General features: G+C 62.4%; 19 protein-coding genes. 4 read left to right on the plus strand and 15 right to left on the minus strand.

The features are described from left to right. Window positions 1-23 precede the first annotated feature (23 nt). The 5 genes from LB516_RS05045 to LB516_RS05065 all read right to left on the minus strand — a co-directional run bounded on the left by LB516_RS05045 (window position 24) and on the right by LB516_RS05065 (window position 4,650). Entirely contained in the window at window positions 24-1,901 is a 1,878-nt protein-coding gene (locus LB516_RS05045) for an ABC-F family ATP-binding cassette domain-containing protein (RefSeq protein WP_140878575.1), read from the minus strand. Window positions 1,902-2,034: 133 nt separating this feature from the next. Continuing rightward, window positions 2,035-2,487, minus strand: a complete 453-nt coding sequence (locus LB516_RS05050) for a MucR family transcriptional regulator (protein WP_015318459.1) — start codon at window positions 2,485-2,487, stop codon at window positions 2,035-2,037. Window positions 2,488-2,648: 161 nt separating this feature from the next. Then, a complete protein-coding gene (locus LB516_RS05055; RefSeq protein WP_015318460.1) occupies window positions 2,649-2,852 on the minus strand; it encodes a hypothetical protein in 204 nt (67 codons plus the stop codon). Next, a complete protein-coding gene (locus LB516_RS05060; RefSeq protein ID WP_318011806.1) occupies window positions 2,845-3,771 on the minus strand; it encodes a DMT family transporter in 927 nt (308 codons plus the stop codon). Before LB516_RS05060 ends, LB516_RS05055 begins: the two co-directional genes overlap by 8 nt. 45 nt (window positions 3,772-3,816) lie before the next feature. Then, complete coding sequence (locus tag LB516_RS05065) at window positions 3,817-4,650, minus strand: hypothetical protein (protein ID WP_015318462.1); 834 nt, start codon at window positions 4,648-4,650, stop codon at window positions 3,817-3,819. Between the two features lie 110 nt (window positions 4,651-4,760). Here LB516_RS05065 and LB516_RS05070 point away from each other — a divergent pair, with 110 nt between their 5' ends. Continuing rightward, complete coding sequence (locus tag LB516_RS05070; protein WP_015318463.1) at window positions 4,761-5,720, plus strand: LysR substrate-binding domain-containing protein; 960 nt, start codon at window positions 4,761-4,763, stop codon at window positions 5,718-5,720. Window positions 5,721-5,780: 60 nt separating this feature from the next. Here LB516_RS05070 and LB516_RS05075 read toward each other — a convergent pair whose 3' ends face one another. After that, window positions 5,781-6,293, minus strand: a complete 513-nt coding sequence (locus LB516_RS05075; RefSeq protein ID WP_224719054.1) for a DinB family protein — start codon at window positions 6,291-6,293, stop codon at window positions 5,781-5,783. Between the two features lie 64 nt (window positions 6,294-6,357). Here LB516_RS05075 and LB516_RS05080 point away from each other — a divergent pair, with 64 nt between their 5' ends. Then, window positions 6,358-7,050, plus strand: a complete 693-nt coding sequence (locus LB516_RS05080; protein ID WP_224719055.1) for a glutathione S-transferase family protein — start codon at window positions 6,358-6,360, stop codon at window positions 7,048-7,050. A 104-nt stretch (window positions 7,051-7,154) separates the two neighbouring features. Here the strand turns inward: LB516_RS05080 and LB516_RS05085 are convergent, their stop codons facing one another. Beyond that, window positions 7,155-7,427: a DUF2934 domain-containing protein gene (locus tag LB516_RS05085; RefSeq protein WP_015318466.1), complete on the minus strand. Its 273-nt coding sequence runs from the start codon at window positions 7,425-7,427 to the stop codon at window positions 7,155-7,157. Between the two features lie 292 nt (window positions 7,428-7,719). Here LB516_RS05085 and ndk point away from each other — a divergent pair, with 292 nt between their 5' ends. Next, window positions 7,720-8,142, plus strand: coding sequence for a nucleoside-diphosphate kinase (ndk, locus tag LB516_RS05090; protein ID WP_015318467.1), 423 nt, complete (start codon window positions 7,720-7,722; stop codon window positions 8,140-8,142). 62 nt (window positions 8,143-8,204) lie between these two features. Here ndk and LB516_RS05095 read toward each other — a convergent pair whose 3' ends face one another. The 6 genes from LB516_RS05095 to LB516_RS05120 form a co-directional block, all read right to left on the minus strand. After that, window positions 8,205-8,390, minus strand: coding sequence for an alpha/beta fold hydrolase (locus LB516_RS05095; RefSeq protein WP_224719056.1), 186 nt, complete (start codon window positions 8,388-8,390; stop codon window positions 8,205-8,207). Between the two features lie 4 nt (window positions 8,391-8,394). Then, window positions 8,395-8,877, minus strand: coding sequence for a molybdenum cofactor biosynthesis protein MoaE (locus LB516_RS05100; RefSeq protein WP_224719057.1), 483 nt, complete (start codon window positions 8,875-8,877; stop codon window positions 8,395-8,397). 5 nt (window positions 8,878-8,882) lie between these two features. After that, window positions 8,883-9,140, minus strand: coding sequence for a molybdopterin converting factor subunit 1 (gene moaD, locus LB516_RS05105; protein WP_140664705.1), 258 nt, complete (start codon window positions 9,138-9,140; stop codon window positions 8,883-8,885). A 1-nt stretch (window position 9,141) separates the two neighbouring features. Continuing rightward, window positions 9,142-9,738 carry a CDP-diacylglycerol--glycerol-3-phosphate 3-phosphatidyltransferase gene (gene pgsA, locus LB516_RS05110; RefSeq protein ID WP_015318470.1) on the minus strand — a complete coding sequence of 199 codons (597 nt, stop codon included), beginning with the start codon at window positions 9,736-9,738 and terminating at the stop codon, window positions 9,142-9,144. 98 nt (window positions 9,739-9,836) lie between these two features. Beyond that, window positions 9,837-11,921: an excinuclease ABC subunit UvrC gene (uvrC, locus tag LB516_RS05115; protein ID WP_015318471.1), complete on the minus strand. Its 2,085-nt coding sequence runs from the start codon at window positions 11,919-11,921 to the stop codon at window positions 9,837-9,839. Next, window positions 11,918-12,682, minus strand: a complete 765-nt coding sequence (locus LB516_RS05120; RefSeq protein ID WP_140726315.1) for an SDR family oxidoreductase — start codon at window positions 12,680-12,682, stop codon at window positions 11,918-11,920. Before LB516_RS05120 ends, uvrC begins: the two co-directional genes overlap by 4 nt. A gap of 412 nt (window positions 12,683-13,094) precedes the next feature. On the opposite strand from LB516_RS05120, the gene LB516_RS05125 reads away from it, so the two are divergent. After that, window positions 13,095-13,751: an outer membrane protein gene (locus LB516_RS05125; protein ID WP_140717897.1), complete on the plus strand. Its 657-nt coding sequence runs from the start codon at window positions 13,095-13,097 to the stop codon at window positions 13,749-13,751. A gap of 61 nt (window positions 13,752-13,812) precedes the next feature. Here the strand turns inward: LB516_RS05125 and LB516_RS05130 are convergent, their stop codons facing one another. Then, entirely contained in the window at window positions 13,813-14,409 is a 597-nt protein-coding gene (locus tag LB516_RS05130; RefSeq protein WP_140726317.1) for a glutathione S-transferase family protein, read from the minus strand. Between the two features lie 434 nt (window positions 14,410-14,843). Continuing rightward, window positions 14,844-15,311 carry a hypothetical protein gene (locus tag LB516_RS05135; protein WP_224719058.1) on the minus strand — a complete coding sequence of 156 codons (468 nt, stop codon included), beginning with the start codon at window positions 15,309-15,311 and terminating at the stop codon, window positions 14,844-14,846. Between the last annotated feature and the right edge of the window lie 117 nt (window positions 15,312-15,428).

Below are 15,428 nucleotides of genomic sequence, written 5' to 3' on the forward strand. Positions count from 1 at the left end.
CCCTCGTCGAGAGATCACGCACCCTACTCCGCCGTGCCTTCCTCATATTCGGCCGACATGGTCAGCCATTTTTCCTCGTGGCCTGCCAGCGTCTGCGCAAGCTGCGAGCGCTCCTTGGCGAGCCGCGTCGCGGTCGAGGGATCCTTTTCATAGACCGCCGGATTGGACAGCTCGTCCTCGATGCCGTCGATGCGTTTGCGGATGCGATCCATCAGCGCCTCGGTGGCGCGGATTTCCTTGGCCAGCGGTTCGAAGGCGGCACGGCGAGCGGCCGCGTCGCGGCGACGGTCGGCTTTTGACGCCTTGTCCGCTTCGCGCTTGCCACGGCGGTCGCCGGAGACGCCGGTGACCAGCGTCTTGTAGTCCTCCAGGTCGCCGTCATAGGGATTGACCGCACCGTCTTTGACCAGCCACAGCCGGTCGGCGGTCGCTTCCAGAAGATGGCGGTCGTGCGAGATCAGGATAACGGCGCCGGGAAATTCGTTCAGCGCATGGATCAGCGATTCGCGGCTGTCGATGTCGAGATGGTTGGTCGGTTCGTCGAGGATGAACAGGTTCGGCCCCTCGAAGGCAGACAGGCCCATCAGAAGGCGCGCCTTCTCGCCACCGGACAGGTCCTTGGCGGGCGTATTCATTTTCTCCGTCGTGAGGCCGAACTGGGCGACCCGGCCGCGCACTTTCGATTCCGGCGCCTCCGGCATCAGCCGGCGGACGTGCTCATAGGCATTCTCCTCAGGACGCAGATCGTCGAGCTGGTGCTGGGCGAAGATCGCCACCTTCAAACCCGGCGCCACCGTCATGGTGCCGGTTTCCTGCTTCAGGCGACCCGACAGAAGTTTGGCGAAGGTCGACTTGCCGTTGCCATTGGCACCGAGCAGCGCGATGCGGTCGTCGGCATCGATACGCAGCGTCATCTTCTTCAGGATCGGCTGACCCTCGGTGTAGCCGACATTGACGTTGTTCAGCGCCACGATCGGCGAGGCCACGGTCTTCACAGGCTCGGGGAAAGAGAACGGCCGTACCGTGTCGTTGACGATGGCCGAGATCGGCTTCATCTTTTCCAACGCCTTGATGCGCGACTGTGCCTGCCTTGCCTTGGAGGCCTTTGCGCGAAAACGCTCGACGAAGGATTCCATGTGCTTGCGGGCGGCCTCCTGCTTAACCCGGCCCTTTTCCTGCAATTCCTTCTGCTCGGTATACTGGCGCTCGAACTGGTCGTAGCCGCCGCGCCAGAACGTCAGCTTCTTCTGGTCGAGATGAACGATCGAATTGACGGCACGGTTGAGCAGATCTCGGTCGTGCGAAATCAGAAGCACCGTGTGCGGATACTTTGAAACATAGTTCTCAAGCCACAACGTCCCTTCAAGGTCGAGATAGTTGGTCGGCTCGTCGAGCAACAGAAGGTCGGGCTCCGAAAACAGCACGGCGGCCAACGCAACGCGCATGCGCCAGCCGCCGGAGAAGGACGAGGCCGGACGGCGCTGCGCGGCGTCGTCGAAGCCTAGGCCGGCCAGGATGGTGGCCGCGCGAGACTCGGCCGAATGGGCGTCGATATCGGCCAGCCGCATGTGGATGTCGGCGATGCGGTGCGGATCGGTGGCGGTCTTTTCCTCTTCGAGGAGCGCGGAACGTTCGAGGTCGGCCTTGAGCACGATCTCGATCAGCGGGTCCTCGGTGCCGGGCGCTTCCTGCGCCACCTGACCGATCCGCGTATTCTTCGGCAGGCTGATCGAACCCGTCTCGGAGGGGAAATCGCCTGTTATGGCCTTGAACAGCGTCGTCTTGCCGGTCCCGTTGCGGCCGACAAGACCGGCCTTGGTGCCGGCCGGCAGGGTGAGCGAGGCGTGGTCGAGAAGCAGGCGCCCCGCCATGCGGAGCGAGAGGTCGTTGATGATAAGCATGGCCGCGCTTTTGCACCGGACATCAACGCTTCGCAAGACCTTGCGGGCCAGTTGGCCGCACAAGGCCTGGAAACGGCGCCCACAACCGCGCCGTCAGAGCCGCGACAGCGCCCGCCGTGCAGTCGGCAAGGCCTCAGGCAGCCGCCTTGCCGCGCTTTGTCGTCTTGGCCACGACTGCCGGCGCAGCGGCCGGCTTGCGGCCAAGTCCCGTCGACTTCGCCAACGCCGACCGGGTCGCGGAGTAATTCGGCGCGACCATCGGGTAGTCCGGCGGCAAGCCCCATTTGGCGCGATAGTCGTCAGGGCTCAAACCGTAGTCCGTCCTGAGGTGTCGCTTGAGCGACTTGAACTTCTTTCCGTCCTCCAGGCAGATGATGTAGTCGGGAAACACCGACCTTTTCGGATTCACGGCCGGAACAAGGCTCGGGCTTTCCACGACAGCCGCACCAGCCAGCTTTCGGACCGAGGCGCTGACGCTGGCAATCAAGTCAGGCAGGCCCGAAGCCGGGAGCGGATTGTTGCCTACGTAAGCCGAGACAATATCGGCGGTTAGCTCGATAACGATCTTATCCTCGATATTTGACAATTCTTTCACCCTGTTTGCGACAAAGTCGTCTACCCCAGTGAAGACTTTTGTCGATGTATCTCTTTAACCGTGCCCCCAACGGACCCGCCAAGTCCCAAAACGAATCAAGACTTGGCGCCAACTACTTTTATGGGAAATCGACCTCGTGCAAATTAGAAAATCTAATACTTGGATACGGCAGACTTGGTTGAACGGCTGTCAGCCAATATCTCAAGAATACGCTTCCAGCGGGCACAACGCCCGAAATCCTTCTGCTCGATCGCCTTTTCGGCCTTCATCGCGGCGTAAAGTGGTGCCTCGGCGCCAAATTCCTTGATCAGCCAATGCGCTTCCTGCCTGGCGAGACGTTCATTGTCGTCAAACATAATTTTCCGCCTCCGAACGTTCCAGTCCGACCGCGATGCAACTGCCTATGACAAGGACGGCTCCGGCAATGGCTGTCGTCGTCAACCGTTCGCCGGACAAGGTCAGCAGCAATGTCGAAGCGATCGGCGTGAGATAGGCAATGACAGCCACCTTTCCGCTGCCTCCCAGTTTCAGGGCCCGCGACCAGAAGTAATAACCAAGCCCCATGGGGCCGGCACCGAGATAGAGCCCGAGGGCCAGATCCACCCCGGTGGGCCAGGCGACGCCTTCGCGAGCGGACCATATAAGCGTCAAGGCGACGCCAACCAGCGACGATGGCAGCAACAGGCGGTCCGGCGAAGGGGCGAGCCGTCCCACCATCACCGAATAGAAAGCCATGCACAGCGCGGACCCGAATGCGCACAGATAGCCGGCGAGATCACCCGGAAACCAGGTGCGGTCGCGGCCTCCCGAAATCACCAGCGCGACGCCCACGAACCCAAGGGCCGCTGCAAGACCCAGCAAAGCCGGACGCCGGGGATTTTCGAAGGCGATCACGGCCGCGGCAACCATCAAGGGCCAGGTGTAGGCCACGAGATTGGCTTCGATCACCGGCATCGAGGCGAAGGCGATATATTGCAGCACCATGGTGCCGACCAGACCGATGAAGCCGACCGCGAGCGGCACCAGCGCGGTGCTCGCCGTGATTGCCGTGGCTTTCTCCCGGCTCATCAACCGGATGGCCGCGAAGACCAGCGTGGCCCCTACAAATTGCAGGAACTGCACCTGCGACACCGGGTGACTGGCCAGCAGGGATTTGCCGACCAGCGCATTTGTCGACCACAACGCCACCGCGCCGGTGGCGAAGACCAGCGCGGACATCGAGCCTGATCCATGCCGAAAGAAGCGCCATGGGGCTCTATCTCTGCGTTCGACCATGATCCTGTCCGAAAACCGGCTCCCTTTTTTCCGGATCATGGATCGTTACCATGATTCCCTGGCCCCACCCGGAACCGGTGCTTCGGCCGGGGCCGGCGTCGGATGTTCCGCCTCGAACCGGCGATAGGCCGGCAGCTGATTGGTCCACACGTCCTCGGCCAGTTCATTGACCCATTCGCGGTCGTGATCATTGTCGGCGGCAAGGTAAAACATCCTGTTGTCGTCGACATAGGGCTTGGCCACGGAGCGCTGGTTGAGCACCAGGGTGACGCGTTCGCCGAACTGGATCGGCGCCGTGCGGTGCAGGACGCCGAGGAACTGCCCGAGCGTCGCATATCTCATCTTGTGATCGATGCGCATGATACGGTTGCGCGGAATCTCGCGGCCGGATTCGAGAATGGCGCGGCCGGTCTCGGAATCATCGCAATAGATTTCGAGATGGCCGCCGACCAGCGGATCGCTGATCGACAGCGGAATGAGTTCGGTGACCGGAACGCCGTCGCAATGCCATTCGACGGCGCCATCCCTGGGATTCATGAAGGTAACGGTCGAACCGACGATCGACAGCGGATAGGGTTCCAGCTTCGTGCCCATCATGTCGGACAGGCGCTCCAGGCGCAACTTGTCGTTCAGCAACTCCTTGATTTCAGGTATGAAACGGTCGGCGCCGGTGATGAAGGTCAGATCGAGATGCTTGTGCACGGCATGGCTGGCCTTGAGCTTCAGGGCGGCCTCCTCGATCGCGGCAAGCAGTACCGGATCATAGCCATGCAGATACTGCGCAACGCCGAAGCTCGACACCTTCCAGGCGGTTTCGTGGCCGATAATGGCCTCGCGGCTCATCGCATAGCGCAATTCGGGTATCGTATGTGCGTTCATTGTACTTCTCCAAGTGGGGGCAAACACTTGGCTAACAGTCGATTAAATTAGCTCCCCCTGTAAAATTAGGAATGCTAGTGCTACCGTAAGCCAAGCTTAAGGTCGAAACCGTGCGTCTGCTCAGTCAGGTCAACCTCAATTCGCTGAAAATCGTGGAGAGTGCTGCGAGGCACGGCAATTTCACGCGTGCCGGAGAAGAACAGTTCATCACCGCATCGGCGGTCAGCCAGCGCGTCAAGAGCCTGGAGGACCAGCTGCGTTTCAAGATTTTTCAGCGCGGCGGCAATGCGGTGTCGCTGACACCGGAGGGCGAGACCTATGTCTCGCGCGTTCGCGAGGCGCTGGAGCGTATCGTCGCCGCCAGCATGGAAGCGACAGGGCAATCACAGGAACATGTGCTGAAAATATCCGTGCTGCCGACATTTGCCGCGCGCTGGCTGTTTCCGCGCCTGCCGCTGTTCCAGCAGCAACATCCCGATATCGTGATGCGGGTTTCGACCTCGTACGCGACGCATGAGTTCACGACTTCCGAATTCGATCTGGAAATCCGCTATGGCGACGGCCATTTCAACGGACTGCCGTCCGACCTGCTGTTTCGGGAAGACCTGACCCCGGTGTGCAACCGCAAATTGTTCCATGAGGTTCTCGGCGACAAGCCGGTATCAAAGGTGACGCCGGACGACCTCAAGCACTTCACGCTGCTGCATTCCGACACCTGCACCCAGAACTGGCAATCCTGGCTTGGTTTCGCCGGGGCCAGTTTTGTGCTCAGCGAGACCAAAAGCATCTATTTCGACTCTTGCATGATGTCCTACGAGGCGGCCAATGCCGGAATGGGTTTTGCCGTCGCCAACCGTGCCTATATGGCCAGCGACATCCGCGCCGAGAGGTTGGTCGCTCCCTTTGCCGTCCACCATCCGAACACGGCCGGCTGGTATTTCGTCTCGCCCCACAAGAGCCTTGCCGCGCGCAAGGTGCTGCGGTTCAAGCAATGGGTGATGGCGGAAGCGGCTCTGACACAGAGCCAATTGGATGGCGAAGTCACCGGCCTGGCTTCGGCGGCTGTGTGAAAATGCGGCGATAGTCCGCGCCAACCGTTCGCCATCGAATTTAGAACGAAACCATCTGGATCAGGCGAAAGCCCTGCCCTCCTCGGTGCGCTGGAAATGCGCCAGATCCAGCGGCACCGACGGGCGACCCAGGGCCGTCAGGATCATATGCGCCTGGCCGCGGTGATGGGTCTGGTGGTTGAAGATATGAGCCAGCGCGGGCGCCAGGCGTTGCGAGACGGTGCGCATGTCCGATACGGTCATATAGGTGAAACGACCCGACAGCGCCTTGTCGCTCAAGCCGCCGAGCCAGTCGATAATCCGCCGGTCCTCGGCCTCGCGCGCTGTCCTCAGGACAGGCAAGGCCCGGTACAATATAGCGTCCAATGTCGTCGGCGCGGCGCCTTCGCCGGTGAAGCGCTTCATCCAGATGCGATCGGCGGCGAGCAGGTGGTTGAGCGTGCCCATCAGCGAGCCGAAGAAGGCGCCGACGTCGCGATTGAATTCCTCGTCGTTGAGATCGTCGGCGGCATCGTAGATGCGGCCATTGGCCCATTGATTGTATGCCGCAAACATCATGAAGTGCTGTTTCATTTTTTCCCGCCGGTCCGTTTCGGGTGTCGGGAGCGATACCTAGACTGCAAAGGAACCCGCGCCAATGACCATTCTTGTTTACGAACTCGTCGGGCGTGACGAGGGCCGCCCGTTCAGTCCACATTGCTGGAAGGCAACAATGGCGCTGGCCCACAAGGGGCTCGAAATGTCGACCGCGCCGACGCGTTTTCTCGAAGTGCCCGCCGTTGAGGGCGGCGTTTCGAAAACCGTTCCGGTGATCCGCGACGGCGACAAGGTCGTCACCGATTCCTTTGCCATCGCGCTCTATCTCGAGGAGGCCTATCCGGATCGGCCTAGCCTGTTTGGCGGCGAAGGCGGCAAGGCGATGGCGCGCTTCATCGAGCGCTGGTCGCAATCGACGATCCACCCTTACGTCACCACGGCGGCGCTCGTCGACCTTCATGCCATGCAAGACGAACAGAATGGCTCGTATTTCCGCCAGAGCCGGGAGCAGCGCTTCGGCAAGCGGCTGGAGGACGTCGTCGCCACACGCGACGCCGGCCTGGCAACCTTCCGGGCGGCGCTGGAGCCGCTGCGCTCCATGTTGAGCTACCAGCCATTCATCGGCGGCGCCTCGCCGCTGTTTGCCGACTATATCGTCTTCGGGGCATTGCAATGGGCGCGCATCGCATCGCCGTACAAGTTGCTCGAAGACAGCGACGTGGTGGCGCAGTGGTTCACCCGCTGCCTCGACCTGCATGGCGGGCTTGGACGAAAGGTTGCGGCGGCGGCGTGACGCCGCAAAGGCCTTCTATCCGCAGGGCAGCTCGAGCCCGTCAACCTGTTGCGAAAATCAGGGGCCGAACAGCTGACCTTACTTCGCCGCCTTACTTCGCCGCCTTACTTCGCCGCCTTCTTTGGCTTGCTGGCTTTCGGCTTGCCGGCTTTGGCGACGAGCTTTTCTTGCTTGGGCGCGGCTTTTGCCTTGCTGGCGCCAGGTGCCTTCTTGGCCGGCTTCTTGCCCACCGTCGGCTTCCCCGCGTCCTCCCGGTCTACATCGGCTGCCGCCTGGTGCCAATGGCGTTCGTGCTGACCGGCCGGGTGCCCTTCTTCCTGCCAGATCTGATGTGCACGGTTGCGAATGCGCTCCTGACGATCGTCTGTCATGGTCATGTTGTCTCCATTCGGGCCGACTTCAGCGCGGCGCCGACCGGGCGACTATAGCAAGCAAACCGTTGCTGTGCAGCCGTCTGATGCCGACGGCCGACGGGATCAGCCACGGAAGCACCGACCATTCCGGCCCTGCGCTGTCGCTCCGGGCGTTCGTCGTCTGGAAAGTCAAACAATTGGCTTTCCGAACGCTTGGCGGACCACGCCTCACCCGCTCCTCACCCCTCTTGGCAATCAGCCGGGCGGCTTGTATAGAGCCCGCCACTCTCAATTCGAATTCAGACAAGGACGACCCATGGCGCTCGAACGCACTTTTTCCATGATCAAGCCGGACGCGACGCGGCGCAATCTCACCGGCGCCATCACCAGGATGCTGGAAGAGGCCGGCCTGCGCGTTATCGCCTCGCGCCGGGTGTGGATGAGCCGCCGCGAGGCGGAGGGCTTCTACGCCGTCCACAAGGAGCGCCCGTTCTTCGGCGAACTGGTGGACTCCATGTCCTCGGGCCCGACCATCGTGCAGGTGCTGGAAGGTGAGAACGCCATCGCCAGGAACCGCGAAGTAATGGGCGCCACCAATCCGGCCAACGCCGCCGAAGACACCATCCGCAAGGTGCATGCGCTCTCGATCGGTGAGAATTCGGTGCACGGCTCGGATGCGCCGGAAACGGCCGCGCAGGAGATCAAGTACTGGTTCTCGGATACCGAAATCGTCGGCTGAGCCGACACTGCACTTCCATGCGAGAAGGCCGGTGTTTCGCCGGCCTTTTTCTTTGCTGGCGCTCAACTCTCGCGCACGAATCGCAGCACATCGGCATGCAGCCGATCCATATGGGTGTACATGAGGCCATGCGGCGCGCCCTCGTAAACGAGAAAACGGCAGTGCGGAATGAGCCTGGCCGACGGAATGCCCGTCAGCTCGATGGGCGCCGAGCGGTCGCGGTTGCCATGGACGAGCAAGGTCGGCACGGTATTATTCGGATGGCGGCCGCTTCCAGCGCTGGGCTGCCTGGGCATCGGTTTCCTTGGCCTCGACCCAGCCGCCCTCGGAGCCGTCGGTGCGATGTTCCTTCTTCCAGAAGGGTGCACGCGACTTGAGGTAGTCCATCAGGAAGTCCGCCGCCTCGAACGCCGCCTGGCGGTGCGCCGAAGCGGCTACCACCAGCACGATGTTCTCCCCCGGCGCGATCTTGCCATGGCGATGGATGACGGTGAGGCCTTGCAGCGGCCAGCGCTCGCTGGCTTCGGTTGCGATGCGGCCGATCTCGGCTTCAGCCATGCCCGGATAGTGCTCGAGTTCGAGTGCCGAGAGCGCGCCCTGCTCGTCGCGGCACAGGCCTGAGAAGGTGACCACCGCGCCAATGTCGACGCGGCCTTGCGTCAGTGCGGCGATCTCGGCGGCGACGTCGAAATCCTGGCGCTGAATGCGCACCGTCGCTGCCAGGACGGCCGACATGACTGTCAGCCCCCGGTCATCGGCGGGAACAGCGCGATTTCGCGCGCGCCCGATATCTTCTCGCGGTGGTCGACATGTTCCTGGTCGATGGCAACGCGGATCACGTCGGGATATTGCAATGCGTGTTCGTAGCCTTCGCCGCGCGACCGCAGCCAGCGCAAGAGGTCGGCGACCGTCTCTATGCCGGCCGGCAGTTCGACATCTTCTTCCGGCATGCCGATCCGTTCGCGAACCCAGGCAAAGTAGATGAGACGGGTCGTCATCTCACTCGTCCATGATGTGCTTGAGGCCGGCGCGGAAATAGTCGTAGCCGGTGTAGAGCGTCACGAGGGCCGCGATCCACAGCAGCACGAGACCGGTCTGCGTTGTCAGCGGGAAGACCTTGTCGCCGGCCGGCCCCGCCAGCAGGAAAGCGATGGCGACCATCTGGATGGTGGTCTTCCACTTGGCGAGCTGCGTCACCGGCACCGAGACCTTGAGTGCCGCCAGATATTCGCGCAGGCCAGAAACCAGGATTTCGCGGCACAGGATGATGATGGCCGCCCACAGCGACCAGCCGGCGATGCCGGCATGGCGGTCGGTGTCGGCAGCAAGCAGCAAGAGGCACGTGGCGACCAGCAGCTTGTCGGCGATCGGATCGAGCATCTTACCGATGTTGGAGGTCTGCTGCCAGGCACGCGCAAAATAGCCATCGAAATAATCGGTAACGGACGCCAGCAGGAAAATGACCAGCGCCGACCAGCGAGCGAAGTCGCTCGATTTCAGATGGCCTTCGAGAAAAAAACACAACACGACCAGCGGCACCGCGACGATACGGGCGTAGGTCAGCATATTAGGCAGGTTGAACGCGCGCTGGGCCATGTCTGGTGGACTCTTTCTGCCTGCGTACTCAAATCAGAAGCTGTTGTAGGGGGTCAACAGGCCAGATTCGACTGGCCAGCTGAAAGTGGCGAATTTTTTCAACTTTCGTGAAAATGATTGTAGACCAATTTGGCGACCTGCTCGGAAATGCCATCGACTTTTCTCAGATCCTCGATCGCGGCGCGGCTGACCGCCTTGGCGGTTCCGAATGCCAGCAGCAGGGCGCGCTTGCGGCCGGGGCCGATGCCGGCGATTTCATCGAGCGGGCTCTTGACCATCTCCTTCTTGCGGCGGGCCCGGTGCGAGCCGATGGCGAAGCGGTGGACCTCGTCGCGCAGCCGCTGGACGAAATAGAGCACGGGGTCGCGAACCGGCAATGAAAACGAGTCCCTGCCCCTGACGAAGAAACGCTCGCGGCCGGCATCACGGTCCTGCCCCTTGGCGATGCCGATGGCGACGACCCGGTCCTCGATGCCGAGATCCGACAGGATCTTGCGCACCGCCGTCATCTGGCCCTGGCCGCCATCGATCAGGATGACGTCCGGCCATGCCGGGAAGCTGCCGGAAATGTCGTCCTCGATATCATCGCCCGCCTCGGCCGCCATCGCCTCGCCCGCAGCCGCATCCTCAGCCACGGCGACATCGCCATGCTCCTTGAGCAGCCGCGAAAAACGCCGCTCCATCACTTCGCGCATCATGCCGAAATCGTCGCCCGGCGTGATCTCGGTCGAGCGGATGTTGAATTTTCTGTACTGGTTTTTCACAAAGCCTTCCGGCCCGGCGACGACCATGGCGCCGACGGCGTTGGTGCCCATGATGTGCGAATTGTCGTAAACCTCGATGCGCACCGGCGGCTTGGCGAGGCCAAAGGTCTCGGCGAAACCGGCAAGCAACCGCGCTTGCGTCGAGGTTTCGGCCAGCCGACGGCCGAGTGCCTCACGCGCATTCTGCAGGGCGTTGTCGGTCAGGTCCTTCTTCTCGCCGCGCTGCGGCACGGAAATCGCCACCTTGCGGCCGGCGCGGGTCGAGAGCGCCTCGGCCAGCAGTTCCTGGTCCTCGACGGTCTGCGACAAGAGAATGGCACGCGGTGTCGGCTTGTCGTCATAGAACTGCGCCAGGAACGAGCCCAGCACTTCCGATCCCTCCAGCGCCGGATCGGCCTTCGGGAAATAGGCACGGTTGCCCCAGTTCTGGCCGGTGCGGAAGAAAAACACCTGGATGCAGACCTGGCCGCCTTCCTGGTGGATGGCGAACACATCGGCCTCGTCGACGGTCGCCGGGTTGATGCCCTGATGGCTTTGCACGTGCGACAGGGCCGCCAGTCGGTCGCGATAGATGGCGGCGCGCTCGAAATCGAGGTCTTGCGAAGCCTGCTGCATGGCGGCCGAAATCTCGGTCTTCACCTTCTGGCTGCGGCCGGACAAAAAGTCCTTCGCTTCGGCGACCAACTCGGCATAACCCTCATGCGAAATTTCGCCGGTGCACGGACCCGCGCAGCGCTTGATCTGGTAGAGCAGGCATGGCCGCGTGCGGTTCTCGTAGAAAGAATTGGTGCAGCTTCTGAGCAGGAAGGCGCGCTGCAGGGAATTGATGGTGCGGCCGACGGCACCGGCCGAGGCAAAGGGGCCGAAATAGTCGCCCTTGCGCGACCGCGCGCCGCGATGCTTGTAAATGCCGGGCGAGACATGGTCGCCGGTCAAAAGGATATACGGGAACGACTTGTCGTCCCGCATCAGCACATTGAATCGCGGCCGCAAACGCTTGATGAGATTGGCTTCGAGCAGCAGCGCCTCGATCTCGGTGCGGGTGACGACGAATTCCATCGTCGACGTCTCGCGCACCATGCGGCCGATGCGGTTGGTGTGGAATCTGCCTTGCGCGTAGTTGGTGACACGCTTCTTCAGGCTGCGCGCCTTGCCGACGTAGAGCACGTCGCCGGCGGCGTTCATCATCCGGTAGACGCCGGGCGCATTGGGCAGCCGCTTGACCAGTGTCTGAATCACCTCGGCGCCGACCATGCCTTCGGCGTCGCCTGCATGCGGCGTCCAGTCGATGGCCGTGAAGGCGACATCCGGGCCAACCGGTTCGACGATCTCCTCCAGTGCCTCGTCCTCGAGGTCGATTTCGGGAGGAAGATCATCAGCGCCGCCGCGCGCCTTGTTCTTGTGATCCAAAGGACTCATTCCGCCATGCCTGTCACATCGGGCGTCTGCCATGCAAGATGCTGGCCGCCGTCGAGCGCGATCATCTGACCGGTGACCGAGCGCGCCTGCCAGAGATAGCGGATGGTGGCGCCGAATTCCGGCAATTCCGGGCCGCGCCTCAGAATGAGGCCAGCGACCTGCGCGTCAAAATCCGAATCGTTCTGGCGCACGTTCTTCAGCGTCGGGCCTGGCCCGATCGCATTGACGCGGATGCGCGGCCCGAGCGCCTGGGCCAACATCTGCGTCTGCGTCCACAATGCCGATTTCGATAGCGCATAGGAAAAATAGCGCGGCGTCGGCCGCCAGACGCGCTGGTCGATGATGTTGACGATCAGCCCGTCCTGCCCTTCCGGCAAGGAACGGGCGAAGTTCTGCGCCAACAGCGCCGGGGTTTTCAGGTGAATGGCAAAATGGCGGTCCCAGGCGCGCCAGTCGAAATCCTCGACGGAATCATCGACGAAGAGCGAAGCATTGTTGACCAGCAGCGAGATTGGGCCCAGCGCGGCCTCCGCCTGGCCGACAAGGTCGCCGACGGCATCCATGTCGGTCAGGTCGGCCGCAACCACGGCGGCACGCCCGCCCGACCGGTTGATCCCCGCGGCCAGCGCATCCGCCGCATCGTGCGAGCGATTGGAATGGATGGCGACCGCAAAGCCATGGCTGGCAAGGTCCTCGACAATCGCCTTGCCGATCCGCTTCGCCCCACCGGTCACCAGCGCCACGGCAGTGGCTTTGCTCATATGTGTCAATCCTCAATTTCGGCCCGAAAACGCGACGCCGACGAAATATGGCCCGGCATGCGTTAAACGGCGTTCGCACCTGGGGCAACATTGTGGCGAAGTGCCCAGTTCGACGTGCCGGGCCCTCTTGGACTCGCAACCGCCGGACCGCAATATAGGTCGCTGGAGTCCTTGCACCAAGCCGCGTGCAGCGCAGCACGAACTTGCTGCTGACATTTCGCTGTTGCGAAGATGCAACGTCAAGGTTCTGCCTCATTCGCGCCGGGGAATGACCCAAGTTCAGGTTCGGTTCAGCCGCATTTTGACACGACATTTGGAACCGACGAACGCCAGATCCGTTTCACCCCCCGGACGGGTCGATGGCGATCGTGAGAAACAAGCCTGTGTCCTGTGGCTTAAGGAGTAAAGAACAATGCAAGCCAATCTCAAATTCGCACGGCCGCTGGCTGTTGCGCTCGGGCTCTTCGCCCTCGGTGGTACCGCTTATGCCGCGGACGTCGTTTCGGAAGAGCCGCCGGCACCCGCTCCGGTTGCCGAACTTCCGGTCGCCTCGTGGGCCGGTCCCTATGCCGGTATCAACCTTGGCTACGGCTTCGGCGGCAAGACCAAGGAAAAGGATTTCGGCGTTTCGACCGATACCAAGGGTTTTGTCGGCAGTGTCTTCGGCGGCTATCAGTGGCAGCAGGAGAACTTCGTGTACGGCGGTGAAGCCGAACTCGGCTACAACGGCGTCAAGGGTGACGACAACGGCATCCACTCCAAGGGCGGCATCGAAGGCTCGCTGCGTGCCCGTCTCGGCTACGCCGTGACCCCGGAAATCCTGCTCTATGGCACCGGCGGTCTCGCCGGCAGAAGCCTGAAGGTGGAAGACTCGGTCATTCCTGCCAGCGACACCGCAACCATGCTCGGCTGGACCGCTGGCGTCGGCACCGACATCAAGCTGACCGACAATGTCTTCGGCCGCGTCGAGTATCGCTACACCGACTTCGGCAGCAAGAGCTTCGACGGTATCGGCAAGGTCAAGGCGACGGACAACCGCGTCACCTTCGGCCTCGGTATGAAGTTCTAAGTCGTTCAAGCCACGACACGAAAAGTCGGGCCTCGCGCCCGGCTTTTTTTGTGCCGGTCGCTCAGGCCGGAACCGCGGACTTCAGCTCTGGGAATTTTTCGTCGAAACGCGCCGCCCAGCGGGTCAACCGGCCGCGCCCCTTCTCCCACCGACCGCCAAAGCGGAGCGAGAGATAGCCGAGGCAGGCACGCAATGCCAACTGACCGGCCGTGATCTTCTTCGGCAGCTTTGGCGGATTGGCGTTGAGCAGATCGAGTGCCGCCATGATCTTCGCCCACTGCCGGTCGAGCCAGGGCTGATAGACCATCTCTTCAGGCCGGGTGCGGCGTTCGTAGACCATCGACAGCGCGCAATCGCAGATACCGTCGGCCAGCGCCTCCAGCACTTCCGCTTCCAGACGCTTGTCGGGATTGCGTGGAAACAAGGCGTTCTTCGAAATCCGGTTGAGGTGCTGGGTGATGGCGCGGCTGTCGTGAACCGAACGGCCATCGTCGAGCACCAGCACCGGGATCTTGCCGAGCGGATTGGCGCCGATCAGTTCGGCCGGCCTGTCTTCGGTCCTGACCGGCACCTCATCGAGGGCGATCCCGGCATAGGCCGCTGCCATCCTTACCTTGGAGCTGTAGGGAGAGGCGGACGCGTAGAGCAGCTTCGGCATGATCGGTTTCCTGTTTGCAAACATCCAGTGTTGACCGCAGGACTGTCGCCATCAATTGCCAGAGTGCAAAAAAACAGCGGCCAGAAACCGGCTGCGGTTTCCGCCCTGGCATCACGACAAGCCTGATGCCGGTACTCTGGAAAGTATCAGCAGGCCACGACAAAAAGTCGCCCGATTCGAACGTGCGCCCACACTTCTCTGGCACCCACGCTTCGCAGGCGCTAAGCGTCACGCCGATACATTCGCCAACCACCGCGAGGAGCGAAAGAGTTGGGCGAGCGAGGCAGCCAACCGGCGCCTCGCTTTGCTTGCCCCTCGGCCCCTTCCCGATGCTCAGCCCAGAGGGCTGAACCCGTTGCCGAACATGCTCCGATCCAGAGCGTCAGAGCGTCCTTGCCGGATCCCGAAGGACACGCGACGCCCCAACGATCCGTCTACTTCTTGGCCGGAGCCTTCGCCTTCGCAGGCGCTGCCTTTGCCTTCGGCGCCGCGGCTTTCTTCACCGCCGGCTTGGTCGCGGCGGCGGCTGCTTTCGCAGCTGGCTTGGCCGCCGGCTTCTTGGCCGGTGCCGCTTTTGCTGCCGGCCGCGCCGCGGCTTTCGCGGGAGCCGCCTTCTTGGCAGCGGGTTTGGCCGCCGCCTTGGCCGCAGGCTTCTTGGCCGGCGCCGCTTTCGCCGCCGGCTTCGCCGCGGCTTTCGCGGGCGCCGCCTTCTTCACTGCCGGCTTCGCGACAGCCTTGGCCGCCGCCGGCTTCTTGGCCGGTGCCTTCGCTGCCGGCTTTGCCGCCGCCTTGGCAGGTGCTGCTTTCTTCACCGCTGTTGCGGCCTTCGCCGCGACTGCTTTTGCGGGTGCTTTCTTTGCCGGTGCCTTGGATGCCGGCGCTTTAGATGACTGCTTAGCCATGTCATGCCCCTTCACGTTATGCCGATGGCCGTGAATGACCCCGGCGCGCAATGCATATCTGACTCGCGTCTCGCTAGCCAGCGAAGCAATGGTATGATTTTCTCAACTTAAATTTTA

It is taken from the genome of Mesorhizobium sp. CO1-1-7, from assembly GCF_020164885.1.
In the GTDB taxonomy this organism is placed as follows: Bacteria; Pseudomonadota; Alphaproteobacteria; order Rhizobiales; family Rhizobiaceae; genus Mesorhizobium; species Mesorhizobium australicum.